At 62.5% G+C, this 17,275-nt stretch carries 14 protein-coding genes and 2 tRNA genes; 14 read left to right on the top strand and 2 right to left on the bottom strand.

Annotated features, from left to right (window positions below):
• Positions 1 to 191 precede the first annotated feature (191 nt).
• The 12 genes from dnaA to RCH15_RS05435 all read left to right on the top strand — a co-directional run bounded on the left by dnaA (position 192) and on the right by RCH15_RS05435 (position 13,376).
• Entirely contained in the window at positions 192 to 1,613 is a 1,422-nt protein-coding gene (dnaA, locus tag RCH15_RS05380; RefSeq protein WP_056428740.1) for a chromosomal replication initiator protein DnaA, read from the top strand.
• A 522-nt stretch (positions 1,614 to 2,135) separates the two neighbouring features.
• Positions 2,136 to 3,260: a DNA polymerase III subunit beta gene (gene dnaN / locus RCH15_RS05385; protein WP_326958815.1), complete on the top strand. Its 1,125-nt coding sequence runs from the start codon at positions 2,136 to 2,138 to the stop codon at positions 3,258 to 3,260.
• A 94-nt stretch (positions 3,261 to 3,354) separates the two neighbouring features.
• Positions 3,355 to 4,239: a phosphogluconate dehydrogenase (NAD(+)-dependent, decarboxylating) gene (gnd, locus tag RCH15_RS05390; protein ID WP_326958817.1), complete on the top strand. Its 885-nt coding sequence runs from the start codon at positions 3,355 to 3,357 to the stop codon at positions 4,237 to 4,239.
• A 25-nt stretch (positions 4,240 to 4,264) separates the two neighbouring features.
• Positions 4,265 to 5,455 carry a DNA replication/repair protein RecF gene (gene recF, locus RCH15_RS05395; protein ID WP_326958819.1) on the top strand — a complete coding sequence of 397 codons (1,191 nt, stop codon included), beginning with the start codon at positions 4,265 to 4,267 and terminating at the stop codon, positions 5,453 to 5,455.
• Positions 5,452 to 6,015 carry a DUF721 domain-containing protein gene (locus tag RCH15_RS05400; protein ID WP_326958821.1) on the top strand — a complete coding sequence of 188 codons (564 nt, stop codon included), beginning with the start codon at positions 5,452 to 5,454 and terminating at the stop codon, positions 6,013 to 6,015. Before recF ends, RCH15_RS05400 begins: the two co-directional genes overlap by 4 nt.
• Positions 6,016 to 6,402: 387 nt before the next feature.
• Positions 6,403 to 8,487 carry a DNA topoisomerase (ATP-hydrolyzing) subunit B gene (gyrB, locus tag RCH15_RS05405; RefSeq protein ID WP_326958823.1) on the top strand — a complete coding sequence of 695 codons (2,085 nt, stop codon included), beginning with the start codon at positions 6,403 to 6,405 and terminating at the stop codon, positions 8,485 to 8,487.
• Positions 8,488 to 8,546: 59 nt separating this feature from the next.
• Positions 8,547 to 11,258, top strand: a complete 2,712-nt coding sequence (gene gyrA / locus RCH15_RS05410; RefSeq protein ID WP_326958825.1) for a DNA gyrase subunit A — start codon at positions 8,547 to 8,549, stop codon at positions 11,256 to 11,258.
• Complete coding sequence (locus RCH15_RS05415; protein ID WP_326958827.1) at positions 11,255 to 11,869, top strand: DUF3566 domain-containing protein; 615 nt, start codon at positions 11,255 to 11,257, stop codon at positions 11,867 to 11,869. Before gyrA ends, RCH15_RS05415 begins: the two co-directional genes overlap by 4 nt.
• 98 nt (positions 11,870 to 11,967) lie before the next feature.
• Positions 11,968 to 12,041, top strand: a tRNA-Ile gene (locus RCH15_RS05420).
• Positions 12,042 to 12,111: 70 nt separating this feature from the next.
• Complete coding sequence (locus RCH15_RS05425) at positions 12,112 to 12,228, top strand: DLW-39 family protein (protein WP_326958829.1); 117 nt, start codon at positions 12,112 to 12,114, stop codon at positions 12,226 to 12,228.
• Between the two features lie 71 nt (positions 12,229 to 12,299).
• Positions 12,300 to 12,375: transfer RNA gene (locus tag RCH15_RS05430), tRNA-Ala, on the top strand.
• Positions 12,376 to 12,461: 86 nt separating this feature from the next.
• Complete coding sequence (locus tag RCH15_RS05435) at positions 12,462 to 13,376, top strand: DMT family transporter (protein ID WP_326958831.1); 915 nt, start codon at positions 12,462 to 12,464, stop codon at positions 13,374 to 13,376.
• Positions 13,377 to 13,400: 24 nt separating this feature from the next.
• On the opposite strand, the gene RCH15_RS05440 is transcribed toward RCH15_RS05435, so the two are convergent.
• On the bottom strand, positions 13,401 to 14,276 hold the full coding sequence (locus tag RCH15_RS05440; protein WP_326958833.1) for a glycosyltransferase: 876 nt from the start codon (positions 14,274 to 14,276) through the stop codon (positions 13,401 to 13,403).
• Positions 14,277 to 14,431: 155 nt separating this feature from the next.
• On the bottom strand, positions 14,432 to 15,412 hold the full coding sequence (locus RCH15_RS05445) for a hypothetical protein (protein WP_326958835.1): 981 nt from the start codon (positions 15,410 to 15,412) through the stop codon (positions 14,432 to 14,434).
• Positions 15,413 to 15,567: 155 nt separating this feature from the next.
• On the opposite strand from RCH15_RS05445, the gene RCH15_RS05450 reads away from it, so the two are divergent.
• Together RCH15_RS05450 and RCH15_RS05455 are read left to right on the top strand one after the other, a co-directional pair.
• Positions 15,568 to 16,113 carry a peptidylprolyl isomerase gene (locus RCH15_RS05450; RefSeq protein ID WP_326958837.1) on the top strand — a complete coding sequence of 182 codons (546 nt, stop codon included), beginning with the start codon at positions 15,568 to 15,570 and terminating at the stop codon, positions 16,111 to 16,113.
• Positions 16,114 to 16,121: 8 nt separating this feature from the next.
• Positions 16,122 to 17,003, top strand: a complete 882-nt coding sequence (locus tag RCH15_RS05455) for a rhomboid family intramembrane serine protease (protein WP_326958838.1) — start codon at positions 16,122 to 16,124, stop codon at positions 17,001 to 17,003.
• Positions 17,004 to 17,275: the final 272 nt, after the last annotated feature.

Below are 17,275 nucleotides of genomic sequence, written 5' to 3' on the forward strand. Positions count from 1 at the left end.
CGAACTACACCGTTGTGATTATCCACAGCATAGAACCCAGCTATCTTCTGGCATTTTCATCCTCTACAGTGGCTCAGTAGCCCATTATCCACGGACTGTGCATAACCCTGTGGATTGTGCGGTCTCCAGTGCGCTGGATCGACCCGCCCGGCTGAAGGTAATGAAAGCAAGCAAGTTTGAGGAACTGATCGATGACAGTAGACGAAGCCAACCAAGCCAACACTGTCGGAAGTTCCTGGCGGCGGGTGGTGAGCCTGCTGGAAAACGACCACCGTGTGTCACCCCGGCAACGCGGTTTCGTCATCCTGGCCCAGGCACAGGGCCTCATCGGTTCCACTTTGTTAGTGGCTGTCCCGAATGAGCTCACGCGCGAAGTGCTGCAAACGCAGGTGAAGGAAGCCCTCGACGACGCCCTCCGCAACGTTTTCTCCGACGAAATCCGGTGCGCAATCGACGTCGACACCGATCTGGTGCCACTCCACACGGAGCCGGAACCCGCCGTCGAGCTGTCCCTCGTGGCCGATCCTTCCGTGGAACTGAAACCCCAGCCGATGCTCCCGAGCACCTCCCACGAATTTGGCCGCCTCAATCCGAAGTATGTTTTTGACACGTTCGTGATCGGATCTTCCAACCGCTTCGCCCACGCCGCGGCCGTCGCGGTCGCCGAGGCGCCGGCAAAGGCCTACAACCCGCTCTTCATCTACGGTGACTCGGGGCTGGGCAAGACCCACCTACTGCATGCGATCGGCCACTACGCCCGCAGGCTCTACAGCGGCATCCGGGTCCGCTACGTGAATTCCGAGGAATTTACCAATGACTTCATTAACTCCATCCGTGATGATGAAGGCACCAGCTTCAAGACCACCTACCGCAACGTAGATGTCCTGCTCATCGATGACATCCAGTTTCTGGCCGGCAAGGACCGGACGCTGGAGGAGTTCTTCCACACTTTCAACGCCCTGCACAACAACAACAAGCAGGTGGTCATCACCTCCGATCAGCCGCCCAAGCTGCTTGCGGGCTTTGAGGACCGGATGAAGTCGCGGTTCGAATGGGGCCTGCTGACGGACATCCAACCGCCGGAGCTGGAAACCCGGATCGCGATCCTCCGGAAAAAGGCACTCAGTGAAGGCCTCTCAGCGCCCGATGATGCCCTTGAGTACATTGCGTCGAAGATTTCAAGCAACATCCGCGAACTCGAGGGGGCACTGATCCGCGTGACGGCCTTCGCCAGTCTCAACCGCCAGCCGGTGGATGTGGCCCTCGCCGAAATGGTGCTGAAGGATCTGATCACTGATGACGGAGCCCAGGAAATCACCTCGGCGCAGATCCTCACGCAGACGGCCGACTACTTCAAGCTCAGCATGGAAGAGCTCTGCAGCAAGTCACGGACCAGGACCCTCGTGACCGCGCGGCAGATCGCCATGTACCTGTGCCGCGAACTTACCGACATGTCCCTTCCCAAGATCGGCCAGGAGCTCGGCGGCCGCGACCACACCACTGTCATTCACGCGGACCGCAAGATCCGTGAACTGATGGCAGAGCGCCGGGTCATCTACAACCAGGTGACCGAACTGACCAACCGGATCAAGCAACAGCAGCGCAATTCCTAAGGTGCCGTGCCGCGCACTCTTACCTTATTAACAGGCACCTGTGGACAAGCCTGTGGATAGTTAAGGGGACAACCCCGGTTAATGGGCTTAAAACCCTTAAGGCATCTGTGGATCAGTGGATGGGCCGAAAATGTTATCCCCATCCACACCCTGTCTAAATCCTGCTCAACCCACAGTCCATGAACAGGGCTTAACCGCGGAACCGCACCGCCAGAGGGGGTTATCCACAGTATCCACAGCAGTTATTAACACTACTAATCCCTAGAAAATGAAATTCCCTCAAATAACAACTTCGATCCGCACCCCACCCCCGCCCTCGACCGTTCCCGATCATGCCCAAATCCCGGCCCCAGGCCGGGCCCGGCCAAACCGCATGGCTGTGACCCGGGGATGGGAGAATCACATGTCTTGCGGCTAAGCTGTCTGCAGTGTGTCCGTCCTGGACAACTTTTGTAATTTTCCTGCCGGACCAGTGGCCCGGCCACCAGTGATGACAGCAGCAATGAAAGGCGGCACCCTTCCGTGAAGTTCAGAGTCGAACGGGACGTCCTGGCCGAGGCCGTGACCTGGACCGCCCGGTCGTTGTCTCCGCGGCCGCCAGTACCTGTACTTTCCGGGTTGCTCCTGAAGGCCGAAGCCGGCACAGTCAGCCTCTCGAGCTTCGACTACGAGACTTCGGCGAGGCTTGAAATTGCCGCCGACATCACCACCGAAGGCACCATCCTGGTATCGGGACGCCTGCTGGCTGACATCTGCCGCAGCCTGCCCTCAGCTCCCGTCGAGATCGAAACGGACGGCAACAAAGTCACCCTGAGCTGCCGTCGAAGCAGCTTTCATTTGGCCACCATGCCGGAAGCTGAATACCCTCCGTTGCCCGCCTTGCCGCCGATCAGCGGCACGGTACCGGGCGACGCCTTCGCCCAGGCTGTTTCCCAGGTGATTATTGCCGCCAGCAAAGACGACACCCTGCCAATCCTCACCGGGGTGCGGATGGAGATCGAGGACGATCTCATCACCCTGTTGGCCACTGACCGCTACCGGCTTGCAATGCGTGAGGTGCCGTGGAAACCGGTCACTCCCGGAATTTCCACCAGTGCACTGGTTAAGGCAAAGACCCTCAACGAGGTGGCCAAGACCTTGGGTGGCAGCGGTGATATCCATCTCGCCCTCGCCGATGATGACAGCCGGCTCATTGGATTTGAAAGTGGCGGCCGCACCACCACCTCATTGCTGGTGGACGGCGACTATCCCAAAATCCGCTCACTTTTCCCTGAATCCACGCCGATCCACGCAACAGTTCAGACGTCGGAACTCGTCGAAGCTGTACGCCGGGTCTCACTCGTGGCAGAACGCAACACCCCGGTCCGCCTAGCGTTCACCCAGGGGCAGCTGCACCTCGATGCCGGCACCGGCGAAGATGCCCAGGCCTCAGAAGAGCTTGAAGCGCAGCTCACCGGCGAAGACATCACCGTGGCGTTCAATCCGCACTACCTGATCGAAGGCCTTAGCGTCATCGAAACCAAGTTCGTCCGCTTCTCCTTCACCAGCGCGCCGAAACCAGCCATGATCACAGCCCAGAACGATGCTGATGGGGAAGACCAGGGCGACTACCGCTACCTGGTCATGCCTGTCCGGCTGCCGAACTAGCTGCAGGCCTCCTCCGCTCCGCCCCGGAAACCTCCGGCATCAGCCCTGGTGGTCTCCGCTACCCGCCATTCCAGCGCAGAAAAGAGTTCATCCCGTGCATATCGGACTAATTGGCCTTGGAAAAATGGGTTTCAACATGCGTGAGCGGCTGCGCAAGGGTGGACTCGAGGTCACGGGGTTTGACCGCAACCCGGACGTCACAGATGTTGCCAGCGTGGACGAACTGATCGCCGCTGTCCCCACACCGCGGCTGATCTGGGTCATGGTCCCCTCCGGCGAAATCACCGACGCCGTCATCACCGAGCTCGGCAACAAACTCGACGCCGGGGACCTGATCATCGACGGCGGCAACTCTCGTTATACCGAGGACCAGAAGCACGGAACCGCACTGGCTCAAAAAGACGTCCGCTTCGCGGACTGCGGTGTTTCGGGCGGGGTCTGGGGCCTGCAGAATGGCTACGGTCTGATGGCAGGTGGGGATACCGCCGACATTGAGCGGGCCATGCCCGTCTTTGACGCACTCCGTCCCGCTGGTGACCGCGCCGACAGTTTCATCCACGTCGGCGGCGTCGGCGCTGGCCACTATGCCAAGATGGTCCATAACGGCATCGAATATGGGCTGATGCAGGCTTACGCCGAAGGTTATGAACTGCTCGCTGCCAAGGACATCGTTACTGATCTGCCGGGTACGTTCCGGGCCTGGCAGAAGGGAACCGTCGTCCGGTCCTGGCTGCTGGACCTGATGGTCAAGGCCCTGGATGAGGATCCCGGTCTGGAAACGATCGATGACTACGTCGAGGACTCGGGCGAGGGACGCTGGACCGTGGAAGAGGCAATAGCCAATGCTGTCCCGGCGCCGGCCATCACGGCAGCACTTTTCGCCCGCTTTTCCTCCCGTGAGGACAATTCACCCGCCATGAAGATGGTCTCCGCTCTGCGCCACCAGTTTGGCGGGCATGCGACCCGCCCGGCCAAGTAGTTTTTCGCTGAAACTCTGACCCGGCGTGTACCTAGAACAACTTTCGCTGACAGATTTCCGCAGCTATGCCCAGGTGGAGCTGAGCCTGGCCCCCGGTGTCACGGTGTTGGTTGGTTCTAACGGCATCGGCAAGACCAACCTGATGGAAGCAATCGGCTACCTGGCCACTCTCAGTTCGCACAGGGTCAGCTCCGATGCCCCGCTGCTGCGCTTTGGTGCCGAGCGCGCCCTGATCCGCGCCAAGTTCGTCCGCGGAGAGCAATCCACGGTGCTTGAATTAGAAATTAACAGTGCGCGGGCCAACCGTGCCCGGATCAACCGCAGCAATCCCGTCCGGGCCAGGGATATCCTTGGAATCTGCCAGACCGTTCTCTTTGCCCCGGAGGACCTCGCGCTGGTCAAGGGCGATCCCTCCAGCCGGCGCCGTTTCCTGGATGAACTCCTGGTCAGTCTCATCCCGCGCCACGCGGCTACGCGCAGTGACTATGACCGGGTACTCAAACAGCGCAACGCGCTGCTGAAGTCCGCTCGCGCCGGCAAAGTCAGCACGGCGCACGAGACCACCCTGGATGTCTGGGACCAGCATATGGCCAGCGCCGGAGCCGAGCTGTTGCATGCGCGGCTTGAGCTGGTGGATCGGCTCCGTCCCCACCTGGCCAGTGCGTACAGGCAACTCACGGATGGTTCGAAAGCGGCAGATGCCCGATACCGCTCGACGCTCCAGGGTGTTGTGGAGGACGACGGCGGCGCACCGGCTGCTGCTTCCGGGCCTGCCGAGGATTTGCGGCTGCTCTCCGTCGCTCAGCTCACCGACCGCTACATCCAGGCATTCGCGGCGGCACGCCGTAAGGAACTGGAACGGGGAATTTCCCTCGTGGGGCCGCACCGCGACGATCTCGACCTGGTCCTGGGTTCGGCACCTGCCAAAGGGTATGCCTCGCACGGTGAAACCTGGTCCATGTGCCTGTCCCTGCGTCTGGCCTCGTATTACGTCATGCTCGACGATGCCCGGACCGGTGGTTCCGCCCCTATTCTGATCCTGGATGACGTTTTCGCCGAGCTCGACGTCCAGCGGCGGCGTAAACTGGCCGCAATAGTATCCGGCGCCGAGCAGGTGCTCGTGACTGCCGCCGTCGAGGATGACATTCCGGCGGAACTGGGCGGCCGGCGGGTGAACGTAATTCCTGGAGGACTTGATGAGCCGGGCACTCGATGAATAAGGATACGGACGGCGGCCTGCAGCCGGGTCGCGATCCCGATGACATCGATGCCGCACAGTCGGCACTGAACAGAATGCGCGAGGCAGCCGCGTCCCGGGGCGAAATCCGGCGCAGGGCGCCGCCCAAAACCGGTACCGCGGCGCCAAAGACCGGTCGCGGCATAGGAAGTACCCGTGGTTTCGGGCAATTCCACGGCACCGGCCGGGACCCCATGGGGCTCGGCAAGGTTGTTGGACGGCTTGTGGCGGAGCGCGGTTGGAGCTCTCCGGTTGCCGTGGGATCTGTCATGGCCGAGTGGGCCACACTGGTGGGACCGGAGATTTCCGCCCACTGCACCCCCGAGAGTTTCACGGATACCACCCTGCACGTCCGGTGCGACTCCACCGCCTGGGCCACGCAGCTGCGCCTGCTCAGTCTGAGTCTGCTGGAGAAGTTCCGCACCGATCTCGGTGAGGGCGTCGTCACGAAGATCCAGGTCCTGGGACCGGCGGCGCCGAGCTGGCGGAAGGGCGGGCGGACCGTCAACGGGCGAGGACCCCGGGACACTTACGGATAGCCGGATCTGAAGCACTTATTGCAAAAGGCTTGAGTATTCCGCAAACGGCGTGTAGGGCGCTCGAAGTCACCGGAGCCGTATAGGCACCCGCGTCTGGTACTCCTAGAGCCTTGCAGGCGGAGCCTGAGGCCTCCCAGCGGTACTTTCCTGCCCGTTTGACCCGCCCGAATGCGGGTAAAGGCTACCGGGCACGGTAGAATCGGGGTAGATAACTGGGCGCCGGTGAAACGTTGACTGAGTCCGTTTCCGGCGTCAATTCGCGTGCGTGGACGGACCCTCTAGCCAGCAACATAGCCGGAGCCATCAGTGATGTGCCCGTTGGCAGTAGCTGTTTCTCCGGAAGGGGCGACGGCCGGCCTAACCGAAAAAAAGGAGTCGAAAGCGCCTGTGGCTAACGACAATGCAGAGATCCCGGCCGTGGAACCCTTAGTGGCGGATGTGGTGGAGACGTCGACGGAAACCGAAACTCCGCACGGTTACGGCGCCAGCGACATCACGGTGCTCGAGGGCCTGGAAGCTGTCCGGAAGCGTCCCGGCATGTATATCGGTTCCACCGGACCCCGCGGCCTGCACCACCTGGTCTATGAAGTCGTGGACAACTCGGTGGATGAGGCCCTTGCCGGGTACTGCACGCACATCGAGATCGTGTTGCAGGCCGACGGCGGAGTCAAGGTGGTGGACAACGGCCGTGGCATTCCGGTCGATATGCACCCCACGGAGCACAAACCCACCGTGGAAGTCGTGATGACCATCCTGCACGCAGGTGGCAAGTTCGGTGGCGGCGGTTACGCCGTTTCCGGCGGCCTGCACGGCGTCGGCATTTCGGTCGTAAATGCGCTCTCCAGCCGGGTCGACACGGAAGTCCGCCGGCAAGGGCACGTCTGGCGGATGTCCTTTGCCGACGGCGGCAAGCCACAGGGCGGACTGGTTCAAGGCGAAGAAGCAACCGAAACCGGGACCACGCAGACCTTCTACCCTGATGCCGGCATCTTCGAATCCACGTACTTCGATTTCGAAACCCTCCGTGCACGGTTCCAGCAGATGGCCTTCCTGAATAAGGGGCTGCGGATCACCCTGACCGACGAGCGGCGCGCTGCGGCGGAACCGTCCGAAGACGGGGACCTGGACCTCGATGCCGTACCGACCGAGGGCGAAATTCCGGCGGAGTTCCACACAGTCGTGTACCAGTACGACGACGGTCTGCTCGATTACGTGAAACACCTGAACTCCGGCAAGAAAGTTGATGTGGTCCATGAGGACGTCATTGCCTTCGAGACCGAGGACAAGGAACGTCACATCGCCCTGGAAATGGCGATGCAGTGGACCAACGCGTACTCCGAGAGTGTCCACACCTATGCCAATACCATCAACACCCACGAGGGCGGCACCCACGAAGAGGGTTTCCGCGCCGCGATGACCTCCCTCATCAACCGCTATGCGCGGGAGAAGAGCATCATCAAGGAAAAGGATGACAACCTCACCGGGGACGACATCCGTGAAGGCCTGACGGCAGTTATCTCGGTCAAACTGGCCGAACCCCAGTTTGAGGGCCAGACCAAAACCAAACTCGGCAACTCCGAGGTCAAGGGCTTCGTCCAGCGCGTCGTTACAGACGGCCTCGGCGATTGGCTCGAACGCAACCCCGGCCCGGCCCGGGACGTCATCCGCAAGGCCATCTCCGCGGCCCAGGCCCGGATGGCGGCGCGTAAGGCCCGCGACAATGCCCGCCGGAAGAGCCCCCTTGAGTCCTTCGGGATGCCCGGCAAACTCTCCGACTGCTCCTCAAAAAACCCGGAGAAATGCGAGGTCTATATCGTCGAGGGCGATTCCGCCGGCGGTTCGGCCAAGCGTGGCCGGAATCCGGAAACCCAGGCGATCCTGCCGCTGCGCGGCAAGATCCTCAACGTGGAACGTGCGCGGCTCGACAAGGCCCTCGGCAACGCCGAGGTCCAGTCCATGATCACCGCGTTCGGCACCGGCATCGGCGAGGATTTCGATCTGAGCAAGCTGCGCTATCACAAGATCGTCCTCATGGCCGATGCCGACGTCGACGGCCAGCACATCACTACTCTGCTGATGACCCTGCTGTTCCGCTACATGCGCCCGCTGATCGAAAACGGCTATGTATACCTCGCACAGCCGCCGCTCTACCGGATTAAGTGGTCCAATGCGCCGCATGATTACGTCTATAGCGACCGGGAACGCGATGCGCGGCTGCTCTCCGGCCAGGCCGCAGGCCGCCGCATCCCCAAGGACAACGGCATCCAGCGCTACAAGGGTCTTGGCGAGATGGACTACACCGAACTGTGGGATACCACCATGGATCCGGACCACCGCACCCTCCTGCAAGTCACCATGGATGACGCGCTGGCCGCGGACCAGACGTTCTCCACCCTTATGGGTGAAGACGTCGAATCGCGCCGGAACTTCATTCAGCAGAACGCCAAGGACGTTCGGTTCCTCGATATCTAGCGGCCTTCGGGCATAAATATTCCAGAACTGATATATACCTGAAACGGAAAATATAGACTATGAGTGACGAAACACCAGAAGTCCCGGCCGCTCCGGCCGCCGGCGATGCCGTGGTCGAGGGCACCGTCCTGGACACCGATGTTCTGACCGACCGCGTCGAGCAGGTTGACCTGCAGACGGAAATGCAGCGGTCCTACCTCGACTACGCAATGGCCGTCATCGTGGGCCGCGCGCTCCCGGATGTCCGGGACGGACTCAAACCTGTCCACCGCCGGGTGCTTTATGCGATGTTCGACGGCGGCTACCGTCCTGAGCGCTCCTTTAACAAGTGTGCCCGCGTCGTCGGCGAGGTCATGGGCCAGTACCACCCCCACGGCGACACAGCCATTTACGATGCGCTGGTCCGCCTGATCCAGGACTGGACCATGCGTTACCCGCTGGCGCTGGGCCAGGGCAACTTCGGGTCTCCCGGCAATGACGGTGCCGCTGCGCCGCGGTACACGGAAACCAAGATGGCCCCGCTGGCCATGGAAATGGTCCGTGACATCGACGAGGAGACCGTCGACTTCCAGGACAACTACGACGGCAAGAATCAGGAACCCACCATCCTGCCGGCGCGTTTTCCGAACCTTCTGGTGAACGGTTCCTCTGGCATCGCCGTCGGCATGGCCACGAACATCCCGCCGCACAACCTCCGCGAGGTTGCCGATGGCGTCCAGTGGTACCTGGCCAACCCGACGGCCAGCCGCGAAGAGCTGCTCGAAGAACTGATCGTCCGCATCAAGGGGCCGGACTTCCCGACCGGCGCCACCATCCTTGGCCACAAGGGCATCGAGGATGCCTACCGCACCGGCCGCGGCTCCATCACCATGCGTGCCGTGGTCAACGTTGAAGAACTCCAGGGCCGCACCTGCCTTGTGGTCACTGAGCTTCCCTACCAGGCCAACCCGGACAACCTCGCGATCAAGATCGCCGAGCTCGTCAAGGACGGAAAAATTTCCGGCATCGCGGACTTGCGCGACGAGACATCGGGACGTACCGGCCAGCGCCTGGTCATCGTGCTCAAGCGCGACGCCGTCGCCAAGGTGGTCTTGAACAACCTCTACAAGCACACCCAGCTGCAGGACAACTTCGCGGCCAACATGCTGGCAATCGTCGACGGCGTGCCCCGCACGCTGAGCCTGGATGCGTTTATCCGGCACTGGGTCACCCACCAGATGGACGTCATTGCACGCCGGACGCGCTACCGGCTCCGCAAGGCCGAAGAGGAAGCACACATCCTGCGTGCCCTCCTCAAGGCGCTCGATGCGCTCGACGAAGTCATCGCGCTGATCCGTGCCTCAAATACCACCGAAGCGGCCCGCGACGGCCTGATGCAACTCCTGGACATCGACGAACTCCAGGCCCGCGCCATCCTGGATATGCAGTTGCGCCGTCTCGCTGCCCTGGAACGCCAGAAGATCCAGGACCGCCACTCCGAACTCGAAGCCCTGATCGCCGAGTATAACTCGATCCTGGCCTCCGAGGAACGCCAGCGCGGGATTATCAGCACCGAACTGGGCGACATCGTAGCCAAACACGGCGATGACCGCCGCACCAAGGTCCTGCTGGGCTTTGACGGTGACATGTCGATGGAGGATCTGATCCCCGAAGAGGAAATGGTCGTCACGATCACCCGCGGCGGCTACGTCAAGCGCACCCGCAGCGACAACTACCGTTCGCAACAGCGCGGCGGCAAGGGCATCAAGGGTGCGCAGCTGCGCGGTGATGACGTAGTTGAACACTTCTTCGTGACCACAACCCACCACTGGTTGCTCTTCTTCACCAATTTGGGCCGGGTATACCGGGCGAAGGCTTACGAACTCGTGGAGGCCGGGCGCGACGCCAAGGGACAGCACGTGGCGAACCTCCTCGCGTTCCAGCCCGACGAGCACATCGCCCAGGTGCTGGATCTGCGGGACTACCAGCAGTCCCCGTACCTGGTGCTGGCCACCAAGCGCGGACTCGTGAAAAAGACCCGCCTGGAAGATTACGACACCAACCGGTCCGCCGGAGTCATCGCGATCAATCTCCGCGACGAAGATGAGCTGGTCTCCGCTCAGCTGGTCTCCGAAACGGACGACCTCATGCTGGTGTCCCGGATGGGACAGTCCATCCGCTTCACCGCCACCGACGAGGCCTTGCGCCCGATGGGACGCGCCACCTCCGGTGTCACTGGAATGAAGTTCCGCGAAGACGACGAGTTGCTGGCCGCCGACGTCGTTACGGACGGCTCCTTCGTCTTCGTCGTCACCGAGGGTGGATACGCAAAGCGAACTGCCGTGGAGGAGTACCGCCTCCAGGGCCGAGGCGGCCTCGGCATCAAGGTGGGCAAATACCAGGAGGAACGTGGACACCTGGTGGGCGCCCTGATCGTGCAGGAGGAAGACGAGGTCCTGGTGGTTATGGAGGGCGGCAAGGTGGTCCGTTCCTCCGTGGCCGGAGTCCCGGCCAAGGGACGCGACACCATGGGCGTCATCTTCGCCAAACCGGACAAAAATGACCGCATCATCGAGGTTGCACGCAACAGCGAACGGGGCCTTGAAACGGAAGAAATGCTCGACGAGGACGCATCCGAGGGCCAGGCATTGGGGGGCGATGACGTAACGTTGGCTGAAAATACCGGATCGCACGAGGGATCCGCAGCGGAAGAATCAGCACCGGCCCCCGAGTCAGATGAGTCATCAGGCAATGCCGAGCTGGACGAAGACAACACCGGAGGTAACGCGTGAGTAATTCCGACTCATTTCCCAAGCAGACCAGCGAAGCGCCCGGCGGAGCGCGGCAGTCCGCCTCTGCACCGCGGGTAAGTGGGCCGTCCCGGCCCGAGCAGCGCCCGGGAACGTCCGGCGGAGCCAACGGCTCCGCCCAGCGCCCGCCAGCGCCCGTGCAGCGCCCCGGCCAGCGCCCGGTCCCTGCGGGGCAGGGTGGAACCGCGCAAAACACGGCGGGGCTGATCAAGCCCGCACCCAGGGCAAAAGTCCGCCGTGCCCGCCTGCTGGTGAGCAAGGTGGATCCCTGGTCCGTGTTGAAGATGGCCTTCCTGCTTTCCGTCGCACTGGGCATCGTGACCGTAGTGGCGGCCATCGTGCTGTGGACGGTCCTGGACCTGACGGGAATCTTCGACCAGGTGGACGGTCTTCTGGGTACCCTGGCCGGATCCGAAGGCGGCGGTTTCGAATTGAAGAAGGTCGCCTCGCTGGGACAGGTGGCGTCCTTCGCCACCATTATCGCTGTTATCAACGTCGTCCTGCTGACTGCGCTCTCCATGCTCTCGGCAGTTCTGTACAACATCTCAGCCACCTTGGTGGGCGGCATCGGTGTGACCCTTACGGACGACTAAATCCTCCGGTTTTCCGGGACTTTTCCCGGGAAACTGCCTCGATTTGAGATCGGGCCGGGATGTGCTGTAAAGTCGTATCTCGGCCCGATGAGGCATCGGGGCGTATAGCTCAGGCGGTTAGAGCGCTTCGCTGATAACGAAGAGGTCCCAGGTTCAAGTCCTGGTACGCCCACGGAATCTGTACAGATTCAAGTGGAGGGTCGGTTGATAGTTGGTTATCACCGATCCGGAACGGGGTGCATGTGAAAAAGTTGTTGGTTGTTGCAGCCACTGTCGCAGGCGTCCTGCTCTACAAGAAAGTGCAGGAATCCGAGGCCCGGAAAACGGTCTGGAGCGAATCAACCGATACGGTTGACTAGTCCGGATTCCCGGTTCGGTAGCTGGAAAACGGCTCTCCGAACTAGGGTATGATTGACGGGTTGCTTCTTATGGGGGCATGGCGCAATTGGTAGCGCACCTGCTTTGCAAGCAGGGGGTTCGGGGTTCGAGTCCCCGTGCCTCCACCATAGGAAAGGCCCCGGACCGCGACAGCGGTCCGGGGCCTTTTGCATGTCCGTACCCGCCGGTTGACCTGCCCCACTACTGTTGGACCGTGAACTTCTTCCTCGCCGCTTTGGGCGTTCTCGGTGTGGCTTCCTCCGGGCCGCTGATTGCCGCGACTCTGGGAGCCACCTCCGTCAGCGCCCTGGCCATCGCTTTCTGGCGCAACGCAATCGGCTCGGTTGTCATGGCAGGGCCGGTGCTGGTCCGGAACCCACGCCAGTTTGGGCACGTCACCGGCACCGAGTTCCGCTGGTCCCTGGCGGCCGCCGTCGCCCTGGCCCTGCACTTCGCGTGCTTCATCACGTCGCTCCAGCTGACCTCTGTGGCGGCTGCAACAGCTCTCGTCTGCCTGCAGTCCGGTTGGATTGCGATCTTCCAGCTCTTCCGCGGTGTCAGGCACCGCTGGCCTGTCCTGGCCGGTCTGGGAATCGCCTTCGGCGGCGTCGTAGCGATTACGGGGTTCGACATGGGTACCTCGCCGGACGCGCTGCTGGGCGATCTCCTTGCGGTGGCCGGCGGCGTCCTGGCGGGCATCTACACGATCGCCGGCGGCAAGGCCCGTCAGACTATGGGGACCGGAATCTACACGACGCTGTGCTACGGAATGTGCGCGGCAGTCGTGGCGGTGCTCGCACTGGTCTCGCAGCAGCCGCTGGCAGGCTTCGAATCCGCCGGCTGGTTCGGCATCCTGGCAATTACGGTGTGCGCACAGCTGATTGGCCACACGGCCTTTAACCACTTGCTGGCGACCATGGGTCCGCTGCTGGTATCCATGATCATCCTGTTGGAGATCCCGGGGGCAGCGCTGCTGGCGGCGGCGTTCCTGTCCGAGACCCTGCCCGCCGGGACCTACGCGGGCTTGGCGATGATCCTGGTGGGGCTCGCCGTCGTGGTGCTTGGACAGCGCAGTTCACGCTCTGTGCGGCGTGCTGCCACGGGGATGGCGGAACTGGGAACCGACTGACGGTGCCGGCGGTAACGCCGTGTGCTACTGCCCGCCGCGGCGGGCGGGCTGGGTTGTATTGACAGTGTGGATCGCCCGCAGCAGTTTCGCGGGAAAATATACCGAGAAGAAGACCACCATCGGGGCCTTGAGCGCCATCTTCTTGACGTTGTGGGCCTTATAGGTGCGGTCGAAGCGCGTCACGTAGTAGCGGTAGTCGCGGGGGGAATCCTCCAGCCTGCGGGCGGACATACCGGAGATCATCTGCGGCCAATACTGGATACGGAGCTCGTGGTCCGCCAGGTGCAGGGACAAATCAATGTCCTCGTGCATCTCATCCTTCTTGTCCAGGCACGTCTCGCTCCGGATAATCTCCCATGCCGAGCGGCGCAGTGCCATATTGGATCCAAAAAGAAAGTGGTACTGGTGTTTGGCGAGCTTGAGCATCAGCTGGCGCATTTTGTCATCGGCCTTCAGTCCGAATCGGCGCATCGGCATGTCGTAGTAAACCACCGGGCCGGTCGCGGCGTGAACGGACTTGTCCCGGAATGCCTTCTGCACCTGCTCCACCCAATCCGGTTCGAGAACGGAGTCCGCGTCGATCCGGCCAAGGATGTCTCCCGTGGCGTGGTTCAGTCCGAAGTTACGTGTCGGTATCAGGCCCTGGGCCGTGTCCTGACAAAGCAGGATGATGGGGCTCTCGGGGTATTCCAGCTGCATCTGCCGGACGATATCCGCCGTCCGGTCTTTCGACATATTGTTGACGACGATGATCTCGTGCGCCGGGACGGACTGATACACGGCAGCAATCAAGCACTGCCGGATGACACTCTCCTCGTTGTATGCCGGGATGACGATCGACACGGCAGGCGTTTGCACAGCGTCGGTTGAGGTATCCTCAGCGGATTTTTCGGGTGACATTCCCCCAAATTTAGCACTACCGTGATTTTTCCAGCCCGGTACCGGGCGATGCCCGGGCAACGAAGTGGTAACCATCGCTCGCAAAAAAGGGAGGAATCCCGCCGTCAGCGGAATTCCTCCCTCATCGGCCGCCCGCAGGCGGCCCACTGGTTTGACTAGTTGCCGGTGCTTTTATCGGTGCCGTTGTTCAGGCTCGCGGCGATGTTGCGGACCGCGGTCTTCGCATCGGTGGCGACCTTGGCGGTTGCGTCCGAGGAGTCCTCGACGGCGTCGGAGGCGACGTGCTTCGCGGTGTCGGCGGCATCCTCAGCGGACTCGGCCGCATCAGCTGAAGCGTCCACTGCTGCGTCCGCTGCAGCGACTGTCGCTGTGCCGGTCTGGGCGGCCGCGTCCTTGGCGGGCTCCTTGATGTCGCTGACGGTGGGAGCCGGAGCAGGCGCCGGGGTGACCGGTGCGGGGGTCTTCCAGGGATCCTCAACCGGCTTGGAAGCCTTCCAGGCTGCAACTCCAGCGGCGGCTGCCGCAGCGATGATGCCGAAGATCAGCAGCCCGCGGTGCTTTGGCTTCTGCGGCTTAGCCGCCTCAACCCCGACGGCTTTGCCAGCTTTGTCCACAGCAACCTTTACGTGGCTGCCCGCCGTCTTGGCCTGCTCCTGCACGACGTGGATGATTCCGGCGTCACCGAGCCGCTGGGCAACAGCGTCCACCTGGGCCGGCGCGCCCTGGAGAGTCCGGTGCACGGCATCGGATGCGTAACCAATCTGGTCCGAAAGCTTCGGCAGGTAGTCCACCACGACGCGGTCGCGGGCGTTGGAGATGACCGGCGTAGCCCTGTCCAGTGCCTCGTGCAGGCGCGGCGCGGCACCTTCGACGGCATCGGTGATTTTCGGCGCGAGGTGGGCCAGCCCATCCTGGAGGCGGGGAGTCACCGTCGCGACACCATCGGCCAGATTGTGGGCCGCCGACTTAAGGCCCTCCTGGATCCTCGGAGAAGCCGTATCAATGCCCTGCTGCAGGCGCGGAACGGCCCAGTCAACTGCCGCTTCGACCTTGGGTGCAGCCCAGTCCTTGGCGTTCTCTACTGCGGTGCTGACTGACTGCTCCAGCTCGCGGGCAATACGATCCGTTTTCTTCACAACTACCTCCCGATTAATGTGACGATTCTGCAGTTAGCCTACGTGTCCCGGACCTCACCGGCTATTCCTCGCGCCGATTTCAGGCTGATTTCACCCAGCGCGGAACTGGCGGACAGGCCCTGTGCGCAGTGGTCCGCCATGGAAGAATGGGGCCTATGACTGCCATCGCAACTGCAAAAGCAACCATCCACACGAGCCTGGGCGACATCGTCGTCAATCTTTTCGGCAACCACGCACCGAAAACCGTCGAGAACTTCGTCGGCCTGGCCACGGGCGAGAAAGCCTGGACCCACCCCGAGTCGGGCGAGGACAAGACCGGCACGCCGTTGTATGACGGCACTATTTTCCACCGGATCATCAAGGACTTCATGATCCAGGCGGGCGATCCTTTGGGCCGCGGTGTCGGCGGACCGGGCTACAAGTTCGACGACGAAATCCACCCCGAGCTGACTTTCAACGAGCCTTACAAGCTGGCCATGGCCAACGCCGGCGTCCAGATGGGCCGCGGCACCAACGGTTCGCAGTTCTTCATCACCACCATTCCCACCGGCTGGCTGCAGGGCAAGCACAGCATCTTCGGTGAGGTGGCTGACGCTGAGTCCAAAAAGGTGGTTGACGCCATTGAGGGTGTTCGCACCGGCATGGGGGACCGTCCGGTTGAGGACGTCGTCATCAAGAGCATTGACGTAGTGAAGCTCTAGCCCGCCGCATGAGCTACGGAATTCCGGCGGCAGAGCCGTCCGCGCAGATCCCGGTGTGCCCCCGGCACCCGGACCGGCCCGCCTATGTGCGCTGCCAGCGCTGCGGACGCCCTGCGTGCCCCGACTGCCAGCGGGCGGCCGCCGTCGGATTCCAATGCGTCGACTGTGTCAACGAAACAAAACGTTCGACGCCGGAGGTCCGCACCGTCTACGGCGGCGCAGTGGCCACCGGCAGGCCCGTCATCACGTTCTCCCTCATCGGGCTCTGTGTTCTAATCTTCGTCCTCCAATGGCTGGTTCCCAACGACGGCGTTTACCAGAACCTGGCCTTCGCCACGGTCTACGCCTCTCCGGAGTATGGAGTCTTCGAGCCCTGGCGCATGGTTACGTCCGCCTTCCTGCATTCCCAAGGCTTTGTCCTCCATATCGTGCTCAATATGTACATGCTGTGGATCTTCGGTCAGGCACTCGAGCCTCTCCTGGGCCGGATCCGCTTCCTCGCTGTCTATCTCCTGTCGGCTTTCGGCGGGTCAGTCGGGTACCTGCTGCTGACGCCGGGCTACGTTCCGGGCCAGCCGCTGAGCGGGGTCGTGGGCGCATCGGGAGCCATTTTTGGCCTCTTCGGCGCCATGCTGGTGGTCCAGCGCCGCCGTGGAGGCGACACCAAACAACTGTGGGTGCTGATCCTCATCAACGGAGCCATTGGCTTCGTGGTGCCGTCGATCGCCTGGCAGGCGCACCTGGGCGGCGCGTTAACCGGTGCCTTGTGTGCCGCCGTCGTGGCGTACACACCCCGTGGCCCGCGGCAGGGCTTGCTGCAGGCGGGTGGCCTGGTGCTGGTGCTGGCGCTCCTCGTAGCAGCCTCCGCCCTCAGGGTTGCCAGCGTCTAAGCACGCCCGGCCGGCGGCCCGGCCCCTAAGCCGCGCCCTCTTCGCGCGTCGCCCCAGTCTTCCTCCAGCGGGAGTCCGGCCATTTGCGGGTATCCATTGACACCAGCCCGGTAATCCCTGCCTGCCGGCCCCTTGAATCTCCCGGGACCGGCCCGGCACGTTCTCGTTTGGGGCGGCCTAGGGCGTGTCTCCTTATTGGCGTAGCCAGATGACGACGGCGTAGAGGACAACACCGGCACGGTAGGTCAGTGCGAGTTTGTCGTAACGGGTGG

The organism is Arthrobacter sp. MP_M4 (genome assembly GCF_035984855.1).
In the GTDB taxonomy this organism is placed as follows: domain Bacteria; phylum Actinomycetota; class Actinomycetes; order Actinomycetales; family Micrococcaceae; genus Arthrobacter.